Origin of the sequence: Streptomyces sp. NPDC060000, from assembly GCF_042737375.1 — a bacterium.
Lineage (GTDB): Bacteria > Actinomycetota > Actinomycetes > Streptomycetales > Streptomycetaceae > Streptomyces.
In genome coordinates, this window is record NZ_JBHWUU010000032.1 from 63,506 (window position 1) to 86,033 (window position 22,528).

The 22,528-nt window shown below is 70.2% G+C and carries 21 protein-coding genes and 1 pseudogene; 11 read left to right on the top strand and 11 right to left on the bottom strand.

What is annotated here, in order from left to right; all coding sequences use genetic code 11:
- Positions 1 to 26 precede the first annotated feature (26 nt).
- From glpR to galU, 6 genes are all read right to left on the bottom strand, one after another.
- A complete protein-coding gene (glpR, locus tag ACFWBB_RS18785) occupies positions 27 to 1,337 on the bottom strand; it encodes a gephyrin-like molybdotransferase receptor GlpR (RefSeq protein WP_385273154.1) in 1,311 nt (436 codons plus the stop codon).
- A gap of 136 nt (positions 1,338 to 1,473) precedes the next feature.
- Positions 1,474 to 2,070, bottom strand: a complete 597-nt coding sequence (locus ACFWBB_RS18790) for a GNAT family N-acetyltransferase (RefSeq protein WP_020128382.1) — start codon at positions 2,068 to 2,070, stop codon at positions 1,474 to 1,476.
- 26 nt (positions 2,071 to 2,096) lie between these two features.
- Positions 2,097 to 2,633 (bottom strand): molybdenum cofactor biosynthesis protein B, encoded by a 537-nt coding sequence (locus ACFWBB_RS18795; RefSeq protein ID WP_385273158.1) that lies wholly within the window; start codon positions 2,631 to 2,633, stop codon positions 2,097 to 2,099.
- Positions 2,630 to 3,109 (bottom strand): cyclic pyranopterin monophosphate synthase MoaC, encoded by a 480-nt coding sequence (moaC, locus tag ACFWBB_RS18800; RefSeq protein WP_385273161.1) that lies wholly within the window; start codon positions 3,107 to 3,109, stop codon positions 2,630 to 2,632. Before moaC ends, ACFWBB_RS18795 begins: the two co-directional genes overlap by 4 nt.
- A 62-nt stretch (positions 3,110 to 3,171) precedes the next feature.
- Positions 3,172 to 4,497: a gephyrin-like molybdotransferase Glp gene (gene glp / locus ACFWBB_RS18805; protein ID WP_385273164.1), complete on the bottom strand. Its 1,326-nt coding sequence runs from the start codon at positions 4,495 to 4,497 to the stop codon at positions 3,172 to 3,174.
- A gap of 5 nt (positions 4,498 to 4,502) precedes the next feature.
- A complete protein-coding gene (gene galU, locus ACFWBB_RS18810) occupies positions 4,503 to 5,405 on the bottom strand; it encodes a UTP--glucose-1-phosphate uridylyltransferase GalU (protein ID WP_385273167.1) in 903 nt (300 codons plus the stop codon).
- Positions 5,406 to 5,510: 105 nt separating this feature from the next.
- On the opposite strand from galU, the gene ACFWBB_RS18815 reads away from it, so the two are divergent.
- Positions 5,511 to 6,125, top strand: coding sequence for a 5-formyltetrahydrofolate cyclo-ligase (locus ACFWBB_RS18815; protein ID WP_385273170.1), 615 nt, complete (start codon positions 5,511 to 5,513; stop codon positions 6,123 to 6,125).
- 82 nt (positions 6,126 to 6,207) lie between these two features.
- On the opposite strand, the gene ACFWBB_RS18820 is transcribed toward ACFWBB_RS18815, so the two are convergent.
- On the bottom strand, positions 6,208 to 8,997 hold the full coding sequence (locus ACFWBB_RS18820) for a penicillin acylase family protein (RefSeq protein WP_385273173.1): 2,790 nt from the start codon (positions 8,995 to 8,997) through the stop codon (positions 6,208 to 6,210).
- Positions 8,998 to 9,259: 262 nt separating this feature from the next.
- On the opposite strand from ACFWBB_RS18820, the gene ACFWBB_RS18825 reads away from it, so the two are divergent.
- The 6 genes from ACFWBB_RS18825 (at position 9,260) to mscL (ending at position 15,040) form a co-directional block, all read left to right on the top strand.
- Positions 9,260 to 10,774: a potassium/proton antiporter gene (locus tag ACFWBB_RS18825; protein WP_385273176.1), complete on the top strand. Its 1,515-nt coding sequence runs from the start codon at positions 9,260 to 9,262 to the stop codon at positions 10,772 to 10,774.
- A gap of 276 nt (positions 10,775 to 11,050) precedes the next feature.
- Positions 11,051 to 12,343: an MFS transporter gene (locus tag ACFWBB_RS18830; protein ID WP_385273179.1), complete on the top strand. Its 1,293-nt coding sequence runs from the start codon at positions 11,051 to 11,053 to the stop codon at positions 12,341 to 12,343.
- A gap of 67 nt (positions 12,344 to 12,410) precedes the next feature.
- Positions 12,411 to 12,725 carry an FmdB family zinc ribbon protein gene (locus ACFWBB_RS18835; protein WP_385273182.1) on the top strand — a complete coding sequence of 105 codons (315 nt, stop codon included), beginning with the start codon at positions 12,411 to 12,413 and terminating at the stop codon, positions 12,723 to 12,725.
- Between the two features lie 75 nt (positions 12,726 to 12,800).
- The gene (locus ACFWBB_RS18840) at positions 12,801 to 13,643 is read left to right on the top strand and encodes an S-methyl-5'-thioadenosine phosphorylase (RefSeq protein WP_385273185.1); all 843 of its coding nucleotides are present in this window, start codon (positions 12,801 to 12,803) and stop codon (positions 13,641 to 13,643) included.
- A gap of 164 nt (positions 13,644 to 13,807) precedes the next feature.
- On the top strand, positions 13,808 to 14,464 hold the full coding sequence (locus ACFWBB_RS18845; protein WP_385273188.1) for a hypothetical protein: 657 nt from the start codon (positions 13,808 to 13,810) through the stop codon (positions 14,462 to 14,464).
- A gap of 108 nt (positions 14,465 to 14,572) precedes the next feature.
- Entirely contained in the window at positions 14,573 to 15,040 is a 468-nt protein-coding gene (gene mscL, locus ACFWBB_RS18850) for a large conductance mechanosensitive channel protein MscL (RefSeq protein WP_385273191.1), read from the top strand.
- Positions 15,041 to 15,116: 76 nt separating this feature from the next.
- On the opposite strand, the gene ACFWBB_RS18855 is transcribed toward mscL, so the two are convergent.
- A complete protein-coding gene (locus ACFWBB_RS18855) occupies positions 15,117 to 15,299 on the bottom strand; it encodes a hypothetical protein (RefSeq protein WP_385273194.1) in 183 nt (60 codons plus the stop codon).
- 119 nt (positions 15,300 to 15,418) lie between these two features.
- On the opposite strand from ACFWBB_RS18855, the gene ACFWBB_RS18860 reads away from it, so the two are divergent.
- Together ACFWBB_RS18860 and ACFWBB_RS18865 are read left to right on the top strand one after the other, a co-directional pair.
- Entirely contained in the window at positions 15,419 to 16,687 is a 1,269-nt protein-coding gene (locus ACFWBB_RS18860; RefSeq protein WP_385273197.1) for a low temperature requirement protein A, read from the top strand.
- 50 nt (positions 16,688 to 16,737) lie between these two features.
- A complete protein-coding gene (locus ACFWBB_RS18865) occupies positions 16,738 to 17,766 on the top strand; it encodes a P1 family peptidase (RefSeq protein ID WP_385273200.1) in 1,029 nt (342 codons plus the stop codon).
- A 9-nt stretch (positions 17,767 to 17,775) separates the two neighbouring features.
- Here the strand turns inward: ACFWBB_RS18865 and ACFWBB_RS18870 are convergent.
- Positions 17,776 to 17,909: pseudogene (locus tag ACFWBB_RS18870) on the bottom strand (transposase); the annotation flags it as partial.
- 228 nt (positions 17,910 to 18,137) lie between these two features.
- On the opposite strand from ACFWBB_RS18870, the gene ACFWBB_RS18875 reads away from it, so the two are divergent.
- Positions 18,138 to 19,379 carry an Ig-like domain-containing protein gene (locus ACFWBB_RS18875; RefSeq protein WP_385273203.1) on the top strand — a complete coding sequence of 414 codons (1,242 nt, stop codon included), beginning with the start codon at positions 18,138 to 18,140 and terminating at the stop codon, positions 19,377 to 19,379.
- Positions 19,380 to 19,556: 177 nt separating this feature from the next.
- Entirely contained in the window at positions 19,557 to 20,315 is a 759-nt protein-coding gene (locus tag ACFWBB_RS18880) for a DUF6227 family protein (protein ID WP_385273206.1), read from the top strand.
- Between the two features lie 18 nt (positions 20,316 to 20,333).
- On the opposite strand, the gene ACFWBB_RS18885 is transcribed toward ACFWBB_RS18880, so the two are convergent.
- Positions 20,334 to 20,597, bottom strand: a complete 264-nt coding sequence (locus ACFWBB_RS18885; protein ID WP_385273209.1) for a hypothetical protein — start codon at positions 20,595 to 20,597, stop codon at positions 20,334 to 20,336.
- Positions 20,598 to 20,884: 287 nt separating this feature from the next.
- A partial coding sequence (locus ACFWBB_RS18890; protein WP_385273213.1) for a PTS fructose transporter subunit IIC occupies positions 20,885 to 22,528 on the bottom strand: 1,644 nt, incomplete at its 5' end.

The following is a 22,528-nucleotide window of genomic DNA, read 5'->3' on the forward strand; positions in this document are numbered from 1 at the left end:
AGGCCGGAGGCGGGGTGCCGAGCCCCTTATTCGTTGGCGGCCCGAGGCCGCTCGCCGTCCTCGTACTGGTCGAACAGCGGCGTGCGGCCGCGTTCGCGCGAGCGCCGGGCCGAGGCCGCGCGGCGGGCGTCGCTTCGCTCGTCGCCGTCCGCCATCGTGTCCTCCGCGGGGTCCGCCCCGTCGGAGTCTTCGGCCGGCGCGGTCCCGGTGTCCGCCGCCTCATGCTCCGGTGCCACCGAACTCGAGCGGGCCGAGCTCCACGCGTCCGGCGCCCCGAGGTCCACGTCGGAGGTCGCCCTGGGCGCGACCGGCGCGGTCACGTACGTCGGCAGCGGTACCGGGACGGGGTCCCAGCTCTCGCCGTGTCCCGGCCGGCGCTGCCGCTCGCGCTGCTGGTCGACCCACTCCGCGTGATCGGTCTGCTCGACAAGTGCCCTGCGGTCCGCGGCCAGCGCCAGCAGGCCCGGGTCGGTCTCCGGTTCGGGGCGCGCGTGGGGCTCCTCTGCGCCGGCGTCGGGGCCGTGGTCGACGGACGAGGCGCTCGTCGAGCCGGGCGCACGTCGGCGCGGTTGACGTTCCCGCAGCCGCTGGGCGGCCACCTCGGCCCGCCTGCGGTCCATCTGGTACGCGAAGCGGCGGCGTTCCTGGGAGCGCAGGTATCCGATGTACGCACTGAGCAGGACGGCGGGCACGGCGGGTGCCCAGAGGAACGCGAGCCCGCCGACCGCCGCGACGATCGCGCCGAGCGTGAAGGCGAGGAAGAGCATCACGGTGGTACGCCGACGGCGCGCGAGCGCCTTCGAGCGCTGAGCGCGCGCGGCGGACGCCTGCTCGGAGGGCGTGCGCCGGGCTACCGGCACCCGCCGGCCCGTCGGAGCGACACCCCCTTCGCGCGCGTGCTTGGCACCCTGCTCGCGTTCGCGTGAGTCCTGGGCGGACTTGATCACCGGTTCACGCACCGGTTCACGAGCCGACTCCGGGCGCCCCGGCCCTCGTTCCTGGCCGCGCTCCTGAGCTCGTTCCTGGCCACGATCCTGGACCGGCGCCTTGACCTGCGGGCGGGTCGGAGGCATGGCGAAGGACCGGACGTCCACCGATGCGGTGGCGCCGTCCGGAACGTCGGCGTCGGACTCCCCCTCCTCGGTGGAGCGCGCCTGCAGGTCCTTGGCGTACCGGCGCTCCATACCCGCCCGTCCGGACAGCAGCCGGATGGCGGTGCTGAAGCGTTCCGTCGGACGGGCCTCGTTCAGCTCGTCCTGCCTACGGAGCCACATCGGCACCAAGTAGGCGGCCCAGGCCCCGACAATGACTGCGTAGATGAGGCCGCTGCTGCTCACGCCTCACACGGTAGAGGGGTTTGCGTGAGGCCATCCGCCAATTGGGCCGGTGTGTCGCACGATCTGGCTGATATTTCGAACTTTTTTTGCGACCGGTGCGATCAACCGATCATTTTCGAACGTTTATTCGGACTATTCAATTGGACGCCTTCTGCGAGCGGGTGCGCCGCCACCGGTTCAGCAGGCCCTCCGGGACCTCCTCCGCGGTGAGCGCGAAGACGAGGTGGTCGCGCCAGGCGCCGTCGATGTGGAGATAGCGCGGCCGCAGCCCTTCCTCGCGGAATCCGAGTTTCTCCACGACCCGGCGGCTGGGGCCGTTCTCGGGGCGAATGCAGACCTCGATGCGGTGCAGTCCGACGGTACGGAAACAGTGGTCCACGATGAGCGCCACGGCCGTCGGCATCACACCGCGACCGGCCACCGACTCGTCCACCCAGTAGCCGACGTGCCCGGAGCACATCGACCCCCAGGTGATCCCGGCGACCGTCAACTGCCCGACGAGCCGCCCCTGGTACTCGATGACGAACGGCAGCATCCGCCCGGCGTTCGCCTCGGAACGCAGGTGCCGGACCATCTGCCGGTAGGTCGGCCGGTGCGCGATCGGCCCGCTGGGCGCCGGCGGCGGGATGGTCGCCTCCCAGGGGCGCAGCCAGTCCCGGTTGCGCCGGTTGACCTCGCGCCAGGCCCGCTGGTCGCGCAGCTTTATCGGCCGCAGGACGATATCGCCCTCCACCAGTTCGACGGGCCAGGATGAGCCGTTCAGCTGGCACCCCCTTGACCGGACCCGGGATGGTCGCCGCCGCGGATCTGGTCGACGGCATGGATCAGCAGCGGCTCCAGGACGGCGAGACCATCCCTCACTCCGCCGGAGGAGCCCGGCAGGTTGACGATCAGCGTGCCACCCGCCACTCCGGCCAGGCCCCGGGAGAGCGCCGAGGTGGGGACCTTCTCCCGGCTGTACGCCCGGATGGCCTCGGCGATGCCCGGCACCTCGTGGTCGATCACCGCGCGGGTCGCCTCGGGTGTGCGGTCGGTGGGCGAGATGCCGGTGCCGCCGGTGGTGACGACGGCGTCGTACCCGGCCGCGACGGCGGCCCGCAGCGCGGCCTCCACCGGGTCCCCGTCGGGGACGACCTGCGGCCCGTCGACGGCGAAGCCGAAGCCACGCAGGCCCTCGGCGATCAGCGGGCCGCCCCTGTCCTCGTAGACGCCGGCGGCGGCCCGGTTGGAGGCGGTCACGACCAGTGCGCTGTACGGAGCGGGCAGGGCGGCGCCGGCCGACGTGTCGAGTGTCATGCCCGGCTCCAGTCGCCCGACTTGCCGCCCGTCTTCTCCTCCACGCGCACGTCCGTGATGACCGCCTTCTTGTCGACCGCCTTGATCATGTCGATCACGGTGAGCGCGGCGACGGAGACCGCGGTGAGGGCCTCCATCTCGACGCCCGTCCGGTCCGTCGTCTTCACCGTGGCGATGATCTCCACGGCGTCGTCCGCGACCGACAGATCCAGTTTCACACCCGAGACGGCCAGGGGGTGGCACAGCGGGATGAGGTCCGGGGTGCGTTTGGCGCCCATGATGCCCGCGATCCGCGCGGTGGCCAGCGCGTCCCCCTTGGGGACCCCTTCGCCGCGCAGCAGCTCGACCACGCGGGGCGAGACGAGGACGCGCCCGCTGGCCCGCGCGGTGCGCGCGGTGACGTCCTTGCCGGAAACGTCGACCATACGGGCGGCACCCGCGTCGTCGATGTGCGTGAGTCGGTCCTGCGTGCTCATGGTGGTGTGGCGCTCCCGGTCCGGCCTGTCGTGCGCGACACGGTACCCCCAACCAGGAGCACTCAGCCGAGGAGGACCACCTCGACGTCGCTACCGGGCTCGACGGACTCCACGTCCTCGGGGACGACGATCAGCGAGTCGGCGTGCGCGAGGGCCGCGACCAGGTGGGATCCGGCGCCGCCGACCGGACGGACGGTGCCGTCGGCATAGCTGGCGCGCAGAAACTGTCTGCGGCCCTTCGGCGAGGTCAGCGGCTTGTCGGCGGTCAGCCTCGCGCGCGTGGTGGGCCGGTGGACGTCCTCGAGCCCCATGAGGGTGCGGATGGCGGGGCGGACGAACAGTTCGAAGGAGACGTACGACGACACCGGATTGCCGGGCAGGGCCAGCAGGGGGATGTGGTCGGGGCCGATGGAGCCGAAGCCCTGGGGTTTGCCGGGCTGCATGGCCAGCTTGCGGAACTCGACGCCGCCGCCCGCCTCGTCCTCGTCACCGACGTGCTCCAGCGCCTCCTTGACGACGTCGTACGCCCCGACGCTCACCCCGCCGGTGGTGACGACGAGGTCGGCTCGGACGAGCTGGTCCTCGATCGTGGAGCGGAGCGTGTCGGCGTCGTCGGCGACCGCGCCGACCCGGTAGGCGATCGCGCCGGCGTCCCGGGCGGCGGCGGTGAGGGCGAAGCTGTTGGAGTCGTAGATCTGGCCGCTGCCCAGCTCCTCGCCGGGCTGGACGAGTTCGCTGCCGGTGGACATCACGACCACGCGCGGACGCGGGCGCACGCGTACGGCGCCTCGGCCGATGGCGGCGAGCAGGGCGATCTGGGGCGGTCCGAGGACGGTCCCGGCGTCGAGGGCGCGGTCCCCCGCCTGTACGTCGCTGCCCTTCGCGCGTACGTGCGCGCGTGCCTCGGCGGACCGGTACACGCGCACGTGCCCCGAGGCCTGCTCGGGGGCGAGGCTGCGGGCACGCATCCCGCTGACCGGGCCCTCGCCGAGCCCGCCGTCGGTCCACTCCACGGGAACGACGGCCTCGGCGCCGGCCGGGAGCGGGGCGCCGGTCATGATCCGGGCGGCCTGGCCGGGTCCCACGTACAGCTGGTCGGTCGCCTGTCCCGCCGCGACGTCCCCCACCACGTCCAGAGCCGCCGGGAACTCCTCGCTCGCGCCCGCGACATCCGCGACCCGCACCGCGTAGCCGTCCATGGAGCTGTTGTCGAAGGGCGGCAGCGAGACCGGCACCATGACGTCCTCGACCAGGACGCAGCCCTGGGCGTCGGGCAGTTGCAGCTCGATGGGTTCCAGGGGGCGGACGGTGGCGAGGATGTCCTCCAGGTGTTCGTCCACCGACCACAGGTGGTCCTGGCCGGCGGGGCGGGGCGCGGCGGTGCTCAAAGTGGCTACATCTCCTCGGTGACGTAACTGCGAAGCCAGGACCGGAAGTCCGGACCCAGATCTTCACGTTCGCACGCGAGTCTGACAATGGCACGCAGGTAGTCGCCGCGGTCGCCGGTGTCATAGCGGCGGCCCTTGAAGACGACTCCGTGGACGGGGCCGCCGATCTTCTCGTCCTGCGCGAGCTGCTGGAGGGCGTCGGTGAGCTGGATCTCGCCGCCTCGGCCGGGCTCGGTGCGGCGCAGTATGCCGAACACGCTCGGGTCGAGGACGTAGCGTCCGATGATCGCGTAGTTCGACGGCGCGTCCGCCGGTTCCGGCTTCTCGACGAGGCCGGTCACCTGGACGACGTCGCTGTCCACGGTGGCCTCCACGGCCGCGCAGCCGTACATGTGGATCTGCTCGGGGGCGACCTCCATGAGCGCGACGACGCTGCCGCCGTGCTGCTCCTGCACCTCGATCATCCGCTGGAGCAGCGGGTCGCGGGGGTCGATCAGGTCGTCGCCCAGCAGGACGGCGAAGGGCTCCTGCCCGACGTGCGGGGCCGCGCACAGGACGGCGTGCCCGAGGCCCTTGGGGTCGCCCTGGCGCACGTAGTGCATGGTCGCCAGGTCACTGGACTGCTGGACCTTGGCGAGCCGGGCGGCGTCGCCCTTCTTCTGGAGGGCCGACTCGAGTTCGTAGTTGCGGTCGAAGTGGTCCTCCAGGGGGCGCTTGTTGCGGCCTGTGACCATGAGGACGTCGTCGAGACCGGCGGAGACGGCCTCTTCGACCACGTACTGGATAGCGGGCTTGTCCACGACCGGCAGCATCTCCTTGGGAGTGGCCTTGGTCGCCGGCAGGAACCGGGTGCCGAGGCCGGCTGCGGGGATGACAGCCTTGCTGATCCTGGGGTGCGACTGAGTCATGGCGGCAACCTTATCCGGTGACTTTGAGAGGGATCTGTGCCTCTGATTAATTAATGATCATATGAACTCATTGAAACGGTGCGGGGAGAAGTCCGGGAGCGACATATGAGCCATCTCGAAGGCGGAGCAAAGTCTGACAAACGCATGTTGCGACGAGGGTTCCTCGCCGTGAGAAACAAGTTGACGACCGATGACGTGCGCGCGGCGGCCGTCTCGCTGGCCGAGCGGGCCCTTGAGCTGCCCGAGTTGGCGCACGCGAGCACGGTGGCCGCGTACGTCTCCGTGGGTACCGAGCCCGGCACCCTGACGCTGCTGGACGCGCTGCGCGCGCGGGGCGCGCGTGTGCTGCTCCCCGCACTGTTGCCCGACAACGACCTGGACTGGGGTGCCTACGCCGGTGAGGGCTCTCTCGCGCGGGTCCAACACGGCGGCAGGACGGCCCTCTTGGAGCCGACCGGTGAGCGCCTCGGCCCGGACGCCGTGACGGCCGCCGACGTGGTGCTGCTGCCGGGACTGGCGGTCGACGAGCGCGGGATGCGCCTGGGTCGCGGCGGAGGCTCGTACGACCGCGTGCTGGCCCGTCTGGCGCACGCCGGCGCCCGTCCCTCGCTGGTGGTGCTCCTGTACGACGCCGAGGTCGTCGAGCGCGTCCCCGAGGAGGCGCATGACCGGCCGGTGCACACGGTGGTGACGCCCTCGGGGACGCGCCGCTTCACCTGACATCCGAACCGCACGCGGAAGGGCCCTCCACGCGCGCGTGGAGGGCCCTTCCGGCCGGTCAGCCCGTCAGCCCGTCGGCCACTCAGGGTTTGAGCACCAGGGTGTCGCTGGTGCTGTCGTCTACCGCCTTCTTCGAGAAGGACCAGTCGAGCAGTTCACCGTTGGCCCACTTGCTCGTCTGATCGGTGTAGTGCGCGCTGAAGGCGTGCCCCGAGGCTCCGGTGAGGTTGATCCACTTCGACTTGTCGAGATCGTCGAGGTTGACCACCATCCGCATCGACGGCACCCACACGACGCCGTAGCCGCCGGCCGCGTTCCAGCCGGTCGCGTTGACCGTCGCCTCGCCGCCGCCGAGCTTCCACGGGCCGCGGTTGAGGATGTACTGAAGGAAGCCGGGGCCGCTGGTGCCCAGGGTCTGGTTCTTCAGGAACAGGCGGTGCAGCCGGCCCCAGCTCCAGGTGTCGATGTCCTTGCCGAGCTTGGCGGTCAGCTCCCAGCGGGCATCGATCATGGCGCGCTTGAACAGCTTGTCGCGGTCGTGGTCGGCGCCGGGGCGGGTGCCCGACTCGGGCGTCGTCCACCAGTCGCTGTCCGGCTTCGACATGAGGTTGCGCACGACCTCGAACCAGCGGTCGCCGCCGTCCGGCTGCGCCTGGTCGGCGTCGCGCTGGCCGCACTCGCGGACCTTGTCGGTGTCGTCGACCGGGCCGGTGGTGTTGACCGGGTCCACCCACAGGCACTGGCCCTCGACGCGCAGTTCCTTGGGCAGCTTGTTGCCGAAGGCCAGCTTGAGGATGTTGCGCCAGACCGCGTTGAAGTAGGCGGCCGCGGCCGAGTCGGCATCCTGGGTGAAGCCCCAGTTCTCGAGCAGCTTCTGCGCCTCGCGGACGTCCGGGTCGTCGAGGTTGATCTTCTTCAGCACGGGCACGAGCAGCTTCGCGATCTCACTGTCGTCGTCCAGCTGCATCTGCCGCATGTCGTCGGTGGAGATCTTGCCGCCGCCCTTGATCTTGCTCTTGATCAGGTCGGTGATCCGCTGGCTGCGTGCGCCGTAACCCCAGTCCGTGGTGAGCGTGTAGGGGTACTTGTCCTTGTCGACCACGGCCTGGTTGGCGGTGACGATGTAGCCGCGGTCGGGGTTGTACTCGTAGGGCAGCTTGTCGAAGGCGATCGTGCCGGTCCACTTGTACTTGGGGTTCCAGCCGGGCGTGGGGATCGAGCCGTCGACGCCCTTCGCGCGCGTGGGGATCTTTCCGGGCAGCTGGTAGCCGATGTTGTTCGAGGTGTCGGCGTAGACGAGGTTCTGCGAGGGCACGTCGAACTTCTTGGCCGCGTCACGGAAGTCGTCCCAGTCCTTCGCCATGCCCATGGCGAAGACGGCGTCCATGGACCTGCCCGCTTCCAGCGCGGTCCACTTCAGGGCGACCCCGTAGCCGTCGCCGCGGTCGGGCGCCGCGGTGTTCACGGTGGCCTTCTTGCCGACCTTGACGAGCTCGTCGTCGCGGTCGGACAGCAGCGGCATGCCGTCCTGGGTCTGTCGTACGACGATCTTCTTCGACGCGCCGCCGGCGACCTCGATGGTCTCCTCGCGCGTGGTGAACGGCTTCACCTTGTTGTCGTACTGGTAGCCGTCGCCGGAGAGCTTCTCCAGGTAGAGGTCGGTGACGTCGACGCCGGAGTTGGTCATGCCCCAGGAGATGGTCTGGTTGTGGCCGATGATCACACCGGGCATGCCCGCGAAGGTGTAGCCGGAGACGTCGTACCGGCATTTGCTGGAGAGGGCGCGGCAGTGCAGGCCCATCTGGTACCAGACGGACGGCAGCGAGGCCGACAGGTGCGGGTCGTTGGCCAGCAGCGGCTTGCTGGTGATCGTGTACTTGCCGGCCACGACCCAGGAGTTGGAGCCGATGCCGTTGCCGTTCACGCCGACGGCCGTGGGCAGGTCGTCCAAAACGTTGTAGAGGCCCGAGAGCTGGCTCTGCAGGGCCGAGCCGTCCGTGCTCGAGGACGATCCGGAGGACGTACCCGTGCCGTCGCCCGAGCCGCCGTCCGCGGAGCTGCCGCCGGAGCCGCTCCGGCCGTCGCTCTGCTCGAAGGTGTTGGTCAGCTCGTCGTACTGACCCTCCTGGACGATCGCCTGGTTACGGTCGTACGGGTACTGCGGGTAGAGCTCGGCGATCTGGGCCGGCCCGAGGCGGCTGGTCATCAGGGCGCGATCGATCTCGTCCTGCATGTTGCCGCGCAGGTCCCAGGCCATCGCCTTCAGCCAGGAGACCGAGTCGACCGGGGTCCACTCGGCGGGCTTGTAGTCGTTGGTGAAGCCCAGAGCCGCGTACTCCAGGGAGATGTCGGCGCCGTCCTTGCCCTTGAGGTAGGCGTTGACCCCCTTGGCGTAGGCGCGGAGGTACTTCTTGGTGTCGGCCGACAGTTTGGTGTCGTACTCCTGCTTGGCGACGCGGTCCCAGCCCAGGGTGCGCAGGAACTCGTCGTTATCGACCTGGCTCTTGCCGAACATCTCCGACAGGCGCCCGGAGGTCATGTGACGGCGCACGTCCATCTCGTAGAACCGGTCCTGGGCCTGCACGTAGCCCTGCGCCATGAACAGGTCCTCGTCGGAGTCCGCGTAGATCTGCGGGATGCCGTAACCGTCCCGCTTCACGTCCACGGGCCCGGTCAGACCCTCGAGTGTGGTCGAACCCTTGGTCTGCGGGAAGGACGCGCGGACGGTGCTGATGGACCAGTAGCCGCCGTAGGCGATGCCTCCGATGAGGGCCAGCACCAGCACAAGCACGATCAAACGGGCTTTGCGCCCCTTTTTCCTGCCGGACTTGCCGGGCTTGTCACCCGATGTGGCGGTGGTGTTGGGGGGCATCGCTGTCCTTGCTGTCCTAACGCGAGCGGCAGGGCGGGCTGTGCTTTCTACTGAGCGCTGAAGCAACCATAGGCGCAGGGCCTTGAGCCACTTGACGCGGAGTCGGGTAGCGGCCCGGAGGGATGTTCGATCTTCCCTCGCCGAGTGTCAAGAAATCGTCAAGAGTTAGGTAAGGTAACGAAGTAGTTGGGTCCGGAGCGCGCAGCTTCGTGTCCGATGTATCCGATGCACATGTGCGCCCGCGCGCAAGCCGCGCGCGCCGGTGAAAGGACCGCCGCTGACTGTCCACCACCTCAACCAGCTCCTGCTCGTCTGCTCGCTCGTCCTGCTCGTCGCCGTCGCAGCGGTCCGGATCTCCTCGCGCAGCGGGCTCCCCAGCCTGCTCGTGTACGTGGGCATCGGCGTCCTCATGGGCCAGGACGGCATCGGCAACATCCACTTCGACAACGCCGAGATGACCCAGGTCATCGGCTACGCCGCACTGGTCGTGATCCTCGCCGAGGGCGGCCTCGGCACGAAGTGGAAGGAGATCGAACCGGCTCTGCCGTCCGCCACGGCGCTGGCGCTGGCCGGAGTCGCGGTCAGTGTCGGCGTCACCGCCACGGCCGCGCACTTCGTGACCGGACTGGAGTGGAGACAGGCGCTGATCATCGGCGCGGTGGTGTCCTCGACCGACGCGGCGGCGGTCTTCTCCGTCCTGCGCAAGATCCCCCTCCCCTCGCGCGTGACGGGCACGCTGGAGGCCGAGTCCGGCTTCAACGACGCCCCGGTGGTCATCCTGGTGGTCGCCTTCTCCACGGCGGGCCCCGTCGAGCACTGGTACGTGCTGCTGGGCGAGATAGCGCTGGAACTGGCCATCGGCGCCGCCATCGGCCTCGCGGTCGGCTGGCTGGGTTCCTGGGGCCTCAGGCACGTCGCGCTGCCCGCCTCCGGCCTCTACCCGATCGCCGTCATGGCGATCGCGGTCACCGCCTACGCGGCGGGCTCGCTGGCACACGGCAGCGGCTTCCTGGGCGTCTACCTCGCAGCGATGGTCATGGGCAACGCGAAACTGCCGCACTGGCCCGCAACCCGCGGGTTCGCCGACGGCCTCGGCTGGATCGCCCAGATCGGCATGTTCGTGCTGCTCGGCCTCCTGGTGACCCCGCACGAGCTGGGCGACGACGTACTGCCCGCCCTTGTCATCGGCCTGGTGCTGACCATGGTGGCCCGCCCGCTCAGCGTCGTGCTGTGCCTGACACCGTTCCGGGTGCCCTGGCAGGAGCAGACGTTGATGTCCTGGGCCGGCCTGCGCGGCGCCGTCCCCATCATCCTGGCGACGATCCCCATGGTGAACGGCGTCGACGCCAGCCGTCGCATCTTCAACATCGTCTTCGTCCTGGTCGTCGTCTACACCCTCATCCAGGGGCCGACGCTGCCCTGGCTGGCGCGCAAACTACGCCTGGGCGGGGATCCGGAGGCCGCCGACCTCGGCGTCGAGTCGGCACCCCTGGAGCGGCTGCGCGGGCATCTGCTGTCGGTGGCGATCCCCGAGGGGTCGAAGATGCACGGCGTCGAGGTCAACGAGCTGCGGCTGCCGGCCGGGGCGGCCGTCACCCTCGTCGTGCGCGACGGGACGTCGTTCGTGCCGATGCCGACGACCGTGCTGCGGCACGGCGACGAACTCCTCGTCGTCGCCACCGACCCGGTCCGCGACGCGGCTGAACGGCGACTGCGCGCCGTCGGGCACGGCGGCAAACTCGCCGGATGGCTGGGCACGGGCGGCGGCACGCGTTAAGTGCACGTTTCGTACCGTTCACACCCCCTTCATTCGGAGGCGGCTCGCCATACAGTGCGCGTTTTCACAGGGATGGCGATCCTTGACCCCTGTAAGATGAAGGCACACCTTGATCGAACCAACTCTGCCTGACGCAGAGCTGGCGCGACCGTATGGCGGCCGGGACACCTCGCGCAGCGAGCACCGGCATCTACCGCAGCACGCGCAAGAGGACAGCTCTCGGCGCCCCCGCCACAGAACGGGGTCGCGCTACCAGGCGGCAGAAAGGCACGGGCCGTGGCATCCACGGTCACCACCGAGCCGTCGAAGGACTCGTCGGCCTCCTCCCGCCCGGGATACGGCCGGCTGCTGCGCACCCGCGGCGCCTGGACGTTCCTGCTGCCCGGCTTCGCGGCCCGCCAGCCGTTCGCGATGCTCACCATCTCCATCGTGCTGCTCGTGCAGCACACCACCGGCTCATACGGCGCGGCCGGTGCCGCCGCGGCCGTAACCGGTGTCTCCATGGCGCTGTGCGCGCCCTACAGCGGACGTCTCGCGGACCGCTATGGGCAGCGCGCGGTGCTGATCCCCGGCGTACTCGTGCACACGCTGTCGGGCCTCACCCTCACCGCGCTCGCCCTGACCCACGCGCCCCTGTGGACGGTGTTCCTGGCGGCCGTGCCCACGGGCGCCTCGGTGCCGCAAGTCGGGCCCATGGTGCGGGCCCGCTGGGGCGTGCGGCTGAAGGGCTCGCCCCTGATGACCACCGCGGCGGCCTTCGAGTCCGTCACCGACGAGCTCACCTTCGTTTTCGGCCCGCTGCTGGCGACCGCCCTGTGCACCGGCGTCAACCCGGCCGCCGGCCTGGTAACCGAGGCATCGCTGACCTTGTTCGGCGGTCTGCTGTTCGCCGCGCGGAAGAGCACGCAGCCCCAGGTCGCCGCCGCCGGGCACGCACGCGTGGAGCACGCCTCGGCTCTGCGCGTCCCCGGGGTGCGCGTACTGATCGTGGCCTTCCTGGGCATCGGCACCGTCTTCGGCGGCATGCAGGTCTCACTGGCCGCGTTCACCGAGTCCATCGGCGATCCCGGCCTGAACGGCGTCCTGTACGGCACCTTCGCCGCGGGCAACATGCTCTCCGGCCTGGTCTGCGGCGCCATCGCCTGGAAGGCCGCCCCGCGGCAGCGCCTGGTCGTCGCCTATACCGCGCTGGCGCTCGTCGCCTCCGGCCTGTGGGCCGCACACTCGGTGCTCGCGCTGGCGGGCCTGGGCCTCCTGGTCGGCATGTGCATCGCTCCCGCGCTGATCACCGGCTACACACTGGTCGAGGATTTGGTCCCGGCCGGCGCCCGCACCGAGGCGTTCACCTGGCTGACCGGCGCGGTCGCGCTCGGCCAGGCGGCCGCCGTCACGGTCGCCGGACAACTGGAGGACCGCTTCTGGGGCGGCGCCGGTTTCCTGGTGCCCATGGGCGGCACGGTGCTCGCCCTGGTGACCCTCCTGGCCCTGCGTTCACGACTCGCGGCGCACCCCCGCGCGCGGACCGTCGCACGTGGCGTCGGTCACCGCGTGCCGGTGACAGTGGACTGATCCTCGGGAATACGTCAAGATAGACCGTCGTTAGCACTCACTGAGTGAGAGTGCCAGGAGGAAGACAGTGCCGACCTACCAGTACCAGTGCACCGAGTGCGGCGAGGGCCTCGAGGCGGTGCAGAAGTTCACCGACGATGCCCTGACCGAGTGCCCCAACTGCGGTGGCCGCCTCAAGAAGGTGTTCTCCGCCGTCGGCATCGTCTTCAAGGGCTCCGGCTTCTACCGCAACGACAGCCGCGGCTCCTCGTCGAGCAGCGCGCCGGCGTCGTCCTCGAAGCCTTCGACGTCCGGCTCGGACTCTAAGCCGTCGACCTCGTCGTCCTCGGGCTCGAAGCCGTCGAGCACCGGCACCTCGACCGGCAGCAGCTCGGCCGCGTAGGCCCGCCTCACGGGACCCTGTCGTCATACGACGACGGGGTCTTCGGCGTTTCCCGGGGCGGTTAGGGTGCGACGCATGGCGAACAAGGCGAACGCAGAGATCGGCGTGATCGGCGGCTCCGGCTTCTACTCGTTCCTCGACGATGTGACCGAGCTCCAGGTCGAGACCCCCTACGGACCGCCCAGCGATTCCCTCTTCCTCGGCGAGATCGCCGACCGGCGGGTCGCCTTCCTGCCCCGGCACGGCCGCGGACACCATCTGCCGCCGCACCGGATCAACTACCGGGCCAACCTGTGGGCGCTGCGCTCGGTCGGGGCGCGCCAGGTCCTCGGTCCAGGCGCGGTGGGCGGTCTGCGGTCCGAGTACGGGCCCGGCACTCTGCTCGTGCCCGATCAGCTGGTCGACCGTACGAAGTCGCGGACCGGAACGTACTTCGACGGGCTGCCCTTGCCCGACGGCACGGTGCCCAACGTGGTGCACGTGTCCCTGGCCGACCCCTACTGCCCCGTGGGGCGCTCCGCGGCTCTGAAGGCGGCGCGCGGCCGGGAGTGGGAACCGGTGGACGGCGGGACGCTGGTCGTGATCGAGGGACCGCGGTTCTCCACCCGTGCCGAATCGTTGTGGCACCAGGCGCAGGGCTGGTCGGTGGTGGGTATGACGGGGCATCCGGAGGCCGCGCTCGCCCGTGAAATCGAGCTCTGCTACACGTCATTGACCCTGGTCACCGATCTTGACGCGGGCGCCGAGAGAGGTGAGGGCGTCTCGCACGAGGAAGTGCTGCGGGTATTCGCGGCGAACGTGGACCGGCTGCGGGGCGTGCTGTTCGACACGGTGGCCGCGCTGCCTTCCGACGGGGAGCGGGACTGCCTGTGTGTGAACGCGCTGGGCGGTCTGAATCCGGGGTTCGAGCTGCCTTGACGGACTCGCAGGTGCGGGGGAGTCCGGATGCTCGGGGGCGGAAGTCCTCCTTCGAGTGAGGGAGTTGTCCACAACCCGGCGGTAGTCCACCGGCTCCGGCGAGCGGCGGCGCGAAGGCTCATCGTGGCTTCGCAGACCCGTCCCTCCTCGCAGGTGGTGATCCCATGTCCGACCCCCTCGTTCCTCCCTCTCCGTTCCCTTCGCCCGTTCCCTTCTCTCTCCCGCCCGCGGCGCACCGACTCGGCGCGGACGCTCCGGCCACGTGCCAGGTGCCGGCGTTCGCTCCCGTGCGGGTCCGCGGCGGACGGTACCGGCTGGGACGGCTCGTACGGAGCCGACGGCGGGCCATCGCCCTGGGGCTCGCCATCACCGCGGCCACGCTTCTGGCGGCCGGCCCTCGGGGCGACGATCCGGGGCGCGGACATCCCGGCGCTGGGCCCTCGCATGCGGACGCGAGCGGGGGATCGCACGCCCGCACGCAGGCGTCAGCGCGCGCCCCTGGGTATGGCCCTCACGCCGGGGAGAAGGTGACGGCTCCGGTGCGGATCGCCGACGCTGCGACGGTCCGACTGCTGCGCCCCGGTGACCGGGTCGATGTCATCGCTGCCGAACCGACGGCGATGGGCGGCATGGGCGACCCGGGCGGCGATGCCCATGTGGTCGCGCGCGGAGCCCTGGTGACGAAGGTTCCGGAGCCGCTGGACACCACTGCCGGCACGGCAGACGACGGGGCGCTGGTCGTCCTCTCGGTGCCCCGGTCCACCGCCGCGCGCCTGGCGGGGGCGAGCGCGACGGCTCGGCTGGCGGTGACCCTGTGGTGACGTCAAACCCCTCGTTCCAGGGACCTCGTTGGACACGGTCGCCTGGCGTTGACGTAGGTTGCGGAGCTGTTTGTTCCACAACCTGTACATGCGAGGAGTGTCCCCGAGGTGAGCGCAAAGAAGGCAAGCGTCTGGCAGGGCTTCAAGGCCTTCCTGATGCGTGGGAACGTCGTCGATCTGGCCGTCGCGGTGGTGATCGGCGCGGCCTTCACCAACATCGTCAACTCGGTAGTGAAGGGGATCATCAACCCGCTCATCGGAGCGGTCGGCACCCAGAATCTGGACGGCTACAGCTCCTGCCTCAAGGGCCGCTGCGCCGGAACGGGGGACAGCGCGACGGGCGTGCAGATCCTGTGGGGATCCGTCCTCGGCGCGACCCTGACCTTCGTGGTCACCGCGGCGGTCGTCTACTTCCTGATGGTTCTGCCCATGTCGAAGTACCTGGCGACCGTGGAAGCCCGCAGGAAGGCCAAGGAGGGCACGAAGGAGGTCCTGGAGGTGACCGAGCTGGAGGTGCTCAAGGAGATCCGCGACGCGCTGGTCGCCCAGCGGGACGCGGGCCGCAACGAGCGGTAGTGGCGGTACCGGAGGCACTGCGGTCGGTGCTCCGCCGGGGCCACCGGGCCTGTCTCGGCACCGCCACGAGCCGGGTTCAGATGTGGTGGGGCGGCTTCTCGTCGAGGAAGCGCTTCAGGTCGGCGACGCTGTCGCCCTCGGTCGCCGGCCGCTCGCCCCACCCGCGGTCGGTGTCGTCCGAGGACTGCCGGTCCAGTGGGTCGTCGAAGATCAGCGCGGCCTTCGGGTCGCGCGGCTCGGAGGCGGAGGAGGTACTCATCCGTCCAGGGTACGGCCCCGGCACCCGCTCGGATCGGGGCGCGGCCACCCGCCGGGCGTCCCGCGGGCCTGCGGATTCCGCACAAGATTTTCCGGCGGTTGTCTGCTGTGCTGGTACCCATGACGTCCAGTACGCCCCCGCCGGCCGCTCCCTCCCCCTCCGGGACCCCCGCCTCACCGGCCCCCAGCCGCGCGAAACCTCTGCGCAGGCTGACCGCGCGCGGGCGGGACGAGACACACCGGGTCGCCACGCCACTCGAGCTCTTCTTCGACCTGTGCTTCGTCGTGGCCATCGCCCAGGCGGGCATCCAACTGGTTCATGCCGTGGCCGGGTCCCATGCAGGCGAGGGAATCCTCAACTACGCGATGGTCTTCTTTGCCATCTGGTGGGCCTGGATGAACTTCACCTGGTTCGCGTCGGCGTACGACAACGACGACGTCCTGTACCGGATCGTCACGCTGGTGCAGATCGCCGGGGTCCTGGTGCTCGCGGCGGGCGTGTCGCGGGCGTTCGAGGATCACGAGTTCGTGGCCGTCTGGTTGGGCTACGCGATCATGAGGTGCGCGCTGAGCTCGCAGTGGCTGCGAGTCGCGTGGTCCGCCAAGGGCCCGGAGCGGACGATGGCGCTGCGGTACGCCGGGGGTGTGCTGCTCTGCCAGGTCGGCTGGCTGGGGCTGCTGACCCTGCCCGAGGGCGGCAGGGCGTGGCTGTTCCTGGTGATGGCGCCGCTGGAGATGTGCGTGCCGATCTACGCGGAGAAGGACCATCCGACGTCCTGGCATCCGCATCACATCGCGGAGCGCTACGGGCTGTTCACGATCATCGTGTTGGGCGAGACGATCGCGGCGGCCACGGTCGCCGTGAAGTCCGGCATCGAGAAGAACGACGCGCTGGGCGAGTTGCTGCCGATCGCGGTGGGCGGACTGCTGATCGTCTTCGCCGCCTGGTGGATCTACTTCGTGGTGCCCATCCACGGGCATCTGCGCTCCAACAGGCAGTCGTTTCTCTGGGGTTACGGGCACTACCTCGTCTTCGCCTCGGCCGCGGCGATCGGAGCGGGCCTGGAGGTCGCGGTCGAGCAGGCGGTCGGCGAGGCCCATCTCTCCACGGTCGCCGCGTCGGCCGCGGTCACCCTGCCGACGGCGCTGTACCTGCTGACGGTCTGGGCGCTGCACGCACGCCACTTCAAGGTGGGTTTGGCTCAGCAGTTGGTGCTGCCCGTCACCGCGCTGCTGGTGATCTGCTGCACCTTCCTCGGCGAGTGGGCGGTCCTCGCGGCCGGTCTGGTGTCGGCGCTGGCGGTGGCGACCGGGACGATTCTGACGGCGCGCCTGGTCGCGCGGGAGTCACGGGAGAACCCCGCACGGGCTTCGAGCGCGGTGGTGTGACGCGCTGTGACACCACCGCGCAGGGTGTGAACCGGGCGAGACTGGCTCACATGACAGTTGACGCTCTGACGGATGTCGTCGGCGTCCGCGTGGGACACGCCACGCGGACGGGCGACGGTTGGCTCACCGGTACGACGGTCGTCCTCGCGCCGGAGGACGGCGCCGTGGCCGCCGTGGACGTGCGCGGCGGCGGTCCCGGCACGAAGGAGACCGACGCCCTCGATCCGCGCAATGTGGTGCAGCGGGTCGAGGCGATCGTGCTGACCGGCGGCAGCGCCTACGGGCTCGACGCGGCCTCCGGCGTGATGGCCTGGCTGGAGGAGCAGGGGCGCGGGGTCCGCGTCGGGACGGATCCGACGCACGTCGTCCCGGTGGTACCCGCCGCCTGCGTCTTCGACCTGGGGCGGGGTGGCGACTTCCGGGCCCGCCCTGACGCGGCCACCGGCCGGGCGGCCGTGGAGGCGGCCGCGGCGAGCGCTCCGGGGGCTCGGGTGCGGGAGGGATGCGTGGGTGCCGGGACGGGCTCCGCCGTCGGGCCCATGAAAGGCGGCGTCGGCAGCGCGAGTGTGCTCCTCGACTCAGGGATCACGGTGGCCGCACTGGTGGTGGCCAACGCGGCCGGGTCGGTAGCGGACCCGGAGACCGGCGTGCTGTACGGGGAGTTGTTCCAGGGGCGTGTGGAGTACCCGGACGCGCGCGTGCACGAGGCCGCGCGCCGACGTCTCGCCGAGACCACGGCACGGAACGCGCCTCCCTTGCTCAACACCACGCTCGTGGTGGTCGCCACCGACGCGGACCTGTCGAAGGCGCAGGCGCAGAAGCTGGCGGGTACGGCGCACGACGGCATCGCCCGTGCCGTGCGGCCGGTGCACCTGCTCAACGACGGGGACACGGTCTTCACGCTGGCTACGGGTGCCCGTCCCCTCGACCCCGAGAACCCGCTCGCCCTGAACGACATCCTCGCGGCGGGTGCCGACACGGTGACGCGCGCGATCGTACGGGCCGTGCGCGCCGCCGAATCGGTGGACGGGCCGGGCGGGGCGTGGCCGTCGTACGAGGAGTTGTACGGGGGCCGGTGACCGTTCCTGGAGACTGAGCGGGAGTGAGTCCTGTTGCCAGGTCTCATGCCGGCCGAACGCCCCGGACGGTGCTGGGCGTTCTGGTTGCCCGCGTTCGCACCGCGTCCGGACGGCACGGATCGTGTCCGTGGTCCGGGGATACGGCGAAACCGACCGCCCCCGCTCCCGCTCACCAAAACGCTCTTGAACGCACTCCAGCGTCAGGAGCTCCAAACTTCCTCGGCCGAGAGGGGCGCCGGGACAATCACCCGCGCCGGCGCCGGTGATTGTCCGGGTTCTGTCACGTGATGGCGTCAAGGGCGGTCGGAGGGAACCTCACCGGCCGCCTGGTCCCTCCTTCTCCACGTACTGGAGCGGATCACTCACCTCACATGAAACTGGAGCAGCCCGTGACAAAGGCGGACATGACAGTGCGGCGCGCAGTGGGAGCCTGTGCCGTCCTGGTGGTCGGCGCCCTGACCCTGACCGCCTGCGGGGGCAGCGCCAACGCCAAGAACAAGGACGACGCCAAGGACACTGGGAGCAGCGTCAAGACGTCCACCGCGAAGATCGCCATCTCGGCGAAGGACGGTTCGACAGGCGCGTCGATCAACGCGACCGGAGTGAAGGTGAGTGACGGCCGGCTCACCGAGGTGAGGATGACGGTGGCCGGGTCCGGTCAGGCCGTCGAGGGTTCGTTGGCGGCCGACGGCAGCACCTGGAAGCCGAAGGAGCGGCTGGAGCGCGGGACGAAGTACCAGATATCGGCGACCGCGAAGGACGCGAACGGCAAGACCGCCGCCGCCAACTCCATCTTCACTACGGTCGCTTCGGCCAACAGCTTCATAGGGACCTACACCCCGGACAACGGCACGACGGTCGGCGTCGGGATGCCGGTGTCGTTCACTTTCGACAAGGCCATCGGCGACACGAAGGCCGTGCAGTCGCACATCACGGTCACGTCCAGCAGCGGCCAGCAGGTGGTCGGGCACTGGTTCGGCGCGCAGCGGCTCGACTTCCGGCCCGAGGAGTACTGGAAGGCCGGCTCCAAGGTCACGATGAAGATCGACCTGGACGGCGTCGAGGGCGCGAACGGCGTCTACGGGGTGCAGAAGAAGACGGTCACCTTCACCATCGGTCGGTCGCAGGTGTCCACGGTCGACGTCAACACGCAGACCATGACGGTGGTGCGGGACGGGCGGACCCTGAAGACGGTTCCGATCTCGTCGGGCAGCCCGGAGCACACCACGTACAACGGCCAGATGGTGATCTCCGAGAAGTTCACGCAGACCCGCATGAACAGCCGGACGGTCAATCTGGGCGGCGAGTACGACATCCCGGACGTGCCGCACGCGATGCGCCTGACGACGTCCGGCACCTTCATCCACGGCAACTACTGGTACAACCGAGGCAATCCTCCCTTCGGCCGTACCGGTACCAGCCATGGCTGTGTGGGACTCGCGGACATACAGGGCGCGCAGGGCGACACATCAGCCAAGTGGTTCTACGACAACTCGGCGATCGGCGACGTGGTGATCGTCAAGAACTCTCCCGACAAGACGGTCGCCCCGGACAACGGGCTCAACGGATGGAACATGTCCTGGGCGGAGTGGACCGCAGGGGGTTCCGCCTGATCGCCGGAGAGGCCCTCCGACCGGCGTTTTCTGACGGACTGTCGGGCCGTGCGGGAATTTTTCGCGCGGCCCCCTCGTTTTCACGGCGTACGTTTTCTCGGTTCCCGGGCATGATGTCCGACCGAGGGGCTACGGTATGCACCCACAAGGTGACATGCAGCAACGCCGGGAGAAACCTTGAGCGTTCCGTACGAGACAACAGCGTACGAACCAGCCGAGTCGCCCGAGTCTCCGGAGGAGCACCTCGCGCGGCTGCTCGGTCGCGCCCTGAACTCGTTCGAGCTGCCCGACGAGGCCCTGCGGCGGCTCGACTGCGCACTCGCCCATGACAGCTCTCTGCACTCCGCGCACCACAGTGCGGGCCTGCACCGGGAGACGTACCGGCACACCTGGCTGCTGGCGGACGGTTGCGCGCTCACACTGTGGGAGCTCGTGCACAACACCGCGCCGGGCAGCGAGCCGCAGCACGAGGTGTACGTCGACGAGGAGGAGCTGCGCGCCGCCACGGCCCGGCTGCCGCTGCCGTCGGACACGCCGGACTTCGAACTGCCGGTGATGGTGCAGCTGTCGCCGGTCCCCGGGCCCCGACACGTGTACGTGCCGGACGACTCGGCGGACCACGCGCGCAGGCTGCTGCGCCGAGCGGAGAACCCCGACCGGCCCGACGCGGACACGTCCGCGCTGCTGAAGTCGGCCTTCGCGCACCAGATCACGCAGGCCTTCGGACGGCCCTGCCGGGCGGGCCGGATCGGCCTGGGCTACTCGCTCTACGAGCACGCGTTCCTGCTGCGCGACGGCCGGGAGATCTCCCTGTGGGAGGTCGAACACACGGCGACGTCCGACGGACGGCACATGTGCGAGGTGTACGCGTCCGAGACCGCGGCCCGGGACGCGATGGAACGCAGGGCGGCGCAGGTTTCCCGAGCCGTTCAGTGACCGCCGCCGAGCCGCTGTTCAGCCGCCGCCGCTGAGCTGCCGTACCAGGCCGGCGAAGGCATCCTTCTCCGCCGGGGTCAGTTCGACGGCCTCCAGGCCAGGATCGGACTGCCGTTGACGCGGGAGGGCGGGCAGCACCTGCGGGGCGGGGAGCGCGGCGTGGACCTCACCGGCTGAGCGGCCGCGCCGCAGTATGCGGGTCATGAGCATCAGCCAGGCGACGGACGCCACGGCGAGGACGGTCAGGGCCGTCAGCTGAGGGGGCGTTAGATGCACGGGCATACCGCCCAGTAGACACCACGGTACGGGGCGTGCGCCCCGGACCGTGACGTATCTCGCAGGTCGGGCCTATCGCGCAGATCATGCGATAGGCCCGTTCGGCATGGAGAGCCACTAATTGCCGCAGATGGTCACCCCCTGGCCGTACTCCGGTGTCAGCAGTCCACAGCCGGCAGCCGCATTCGCGGTCCAGCGGTCCGGCGGTCCGGCGGTCCCGGCACCAGCACCCGGCACCCGCACCCGCACCCGCCACCTCAAGCAGCCGCAGGCAGCCGCAGGCAGGGTGAGGCTTACGCGGCCACCGGCTGCTTCGTCTCCGCCGTCGTGACGGCCGCCGGGTCGTCCGTCGTCCCGGGCCCGGTGGTGCCGGGGACCGGCTTGCGCAGGCCCTTGAGGACGACGACCACGCCCGTCGTCACGCACACGCCCGCCGCGATGGCGACCAGGTACAGGAACGGGTTGCCGATCAGCGGGACGACGAAGATGCCTCCGTGCGGGGCGCGCAGGGTGGCACCGAAGGCCATCGACAGGGCACCGGTGACCGCGCCGCCCGCCATCGAGGCCGGGATGACCCGCAGCGGGTCGGCCGCCGCGAACGGGATCGCGCCCTCGGAGATGAAGGAGGCGCCCAGCACCCAGGCGGCCTTGCCGTTCTCGCGCTCGGTCGGGGTGAAGAGCTTCTTGCGGACGGTGGTCGCGAGCGCCATGCCCAGCGGCGGGACCATGCCCGCGGCCATCACCGCGGCCATGACCTTCATCGCGGAGTCGCTGGGGTCCTGGACGGCGATACCGGCCGTTGCGAAGGCGTACGCGACCTTGTTGACGGGGCCGCCGAGGTCGAAGCACATCATCAGGCCGAGCAGCACGCCCAGCAGGACGGCGTTGGTGCCGGAGAGGCCGGCCAGCCAGTCCGTCATGCCCTTCTGGGCCTCGGCGATGGGCTTGCCGATCACGACGAACATCAGGAAGCCGACGATCAGCGAGGAGATCAGCGGGATCACCACCACCGGCATGATGCCCCGGAACACCGGCGGGATCTTGATCCGCTGGATCGCGAGGACGATGCCACCCGCCAGCAGACCGGCGACCAGCCCGCCGAGGAAGCCGGCGGCGATGTTGGAGGCGATCATGCCGCCGACGAAGCCGGGCACGAGGCCGGGCCGGTCCGCCATGCCGTACGCGATGTAACCGGCCAGGACCGGGATGAGGAAGCCGAACGCGACCCCGCCGATCTGGAACAGCAGGGCGCCCCAGCTGTCGACCTCGGTCCAGGAGAAGTGCTCCATGACCGAGGGCGCCTTGTTGATCTCCCAGCCGCCGATCGCGAACCCGAGAGCGATCAGCAGACCGCCCGCGGCGACGAACGGGACCATGTAGCTGACGCCCGTCATCAGCCACTTGCGCAGCTTGGTGCCGTAACTGTCACCGGACTCGCCGGTGCGCTCGACCGGCGTGCCGCCGCCGGCCGCCGCGGCGCTCACCTCACCGCGCGCTGCCTTCCCCCGCACCTCGGTGATGAGTGCGGCGGGACGGTTGATGCCCGCCTTCACGCCGACGTCCACGGTGGGCTTGCCCGCGAAGCGGTCCTTGTCGCGTACGGGGACGTCATGAGCGAAGATCACGCCGTCCGCCGCGGCGATGACGGCCGGTTCGAGCCGGGTGAAGCCGGCCGAGCCCTGCGTCTCGACGACCAGTTCGACGCCCGCCTCACGACCCGCGTTCTCCAGGGACTCGGCCGCCATGTAGGTGTGGGCGATGCCGGTCGGGCAGGAGGTGACGGCGACGATCCTGAAGGGGCGCGCGGTCTCGGCGCCGGAGTCCTCGGCGTCCGTGGCCTCGGCGTCTGTGGCCTCGGCGTCCGGGTCTGCGGCTTTCGGGTCTGTGGTGGTGCCCGTGTCGGGGGGGGCGGGGGGCGCCCCCCGCGCCGCCCCGGA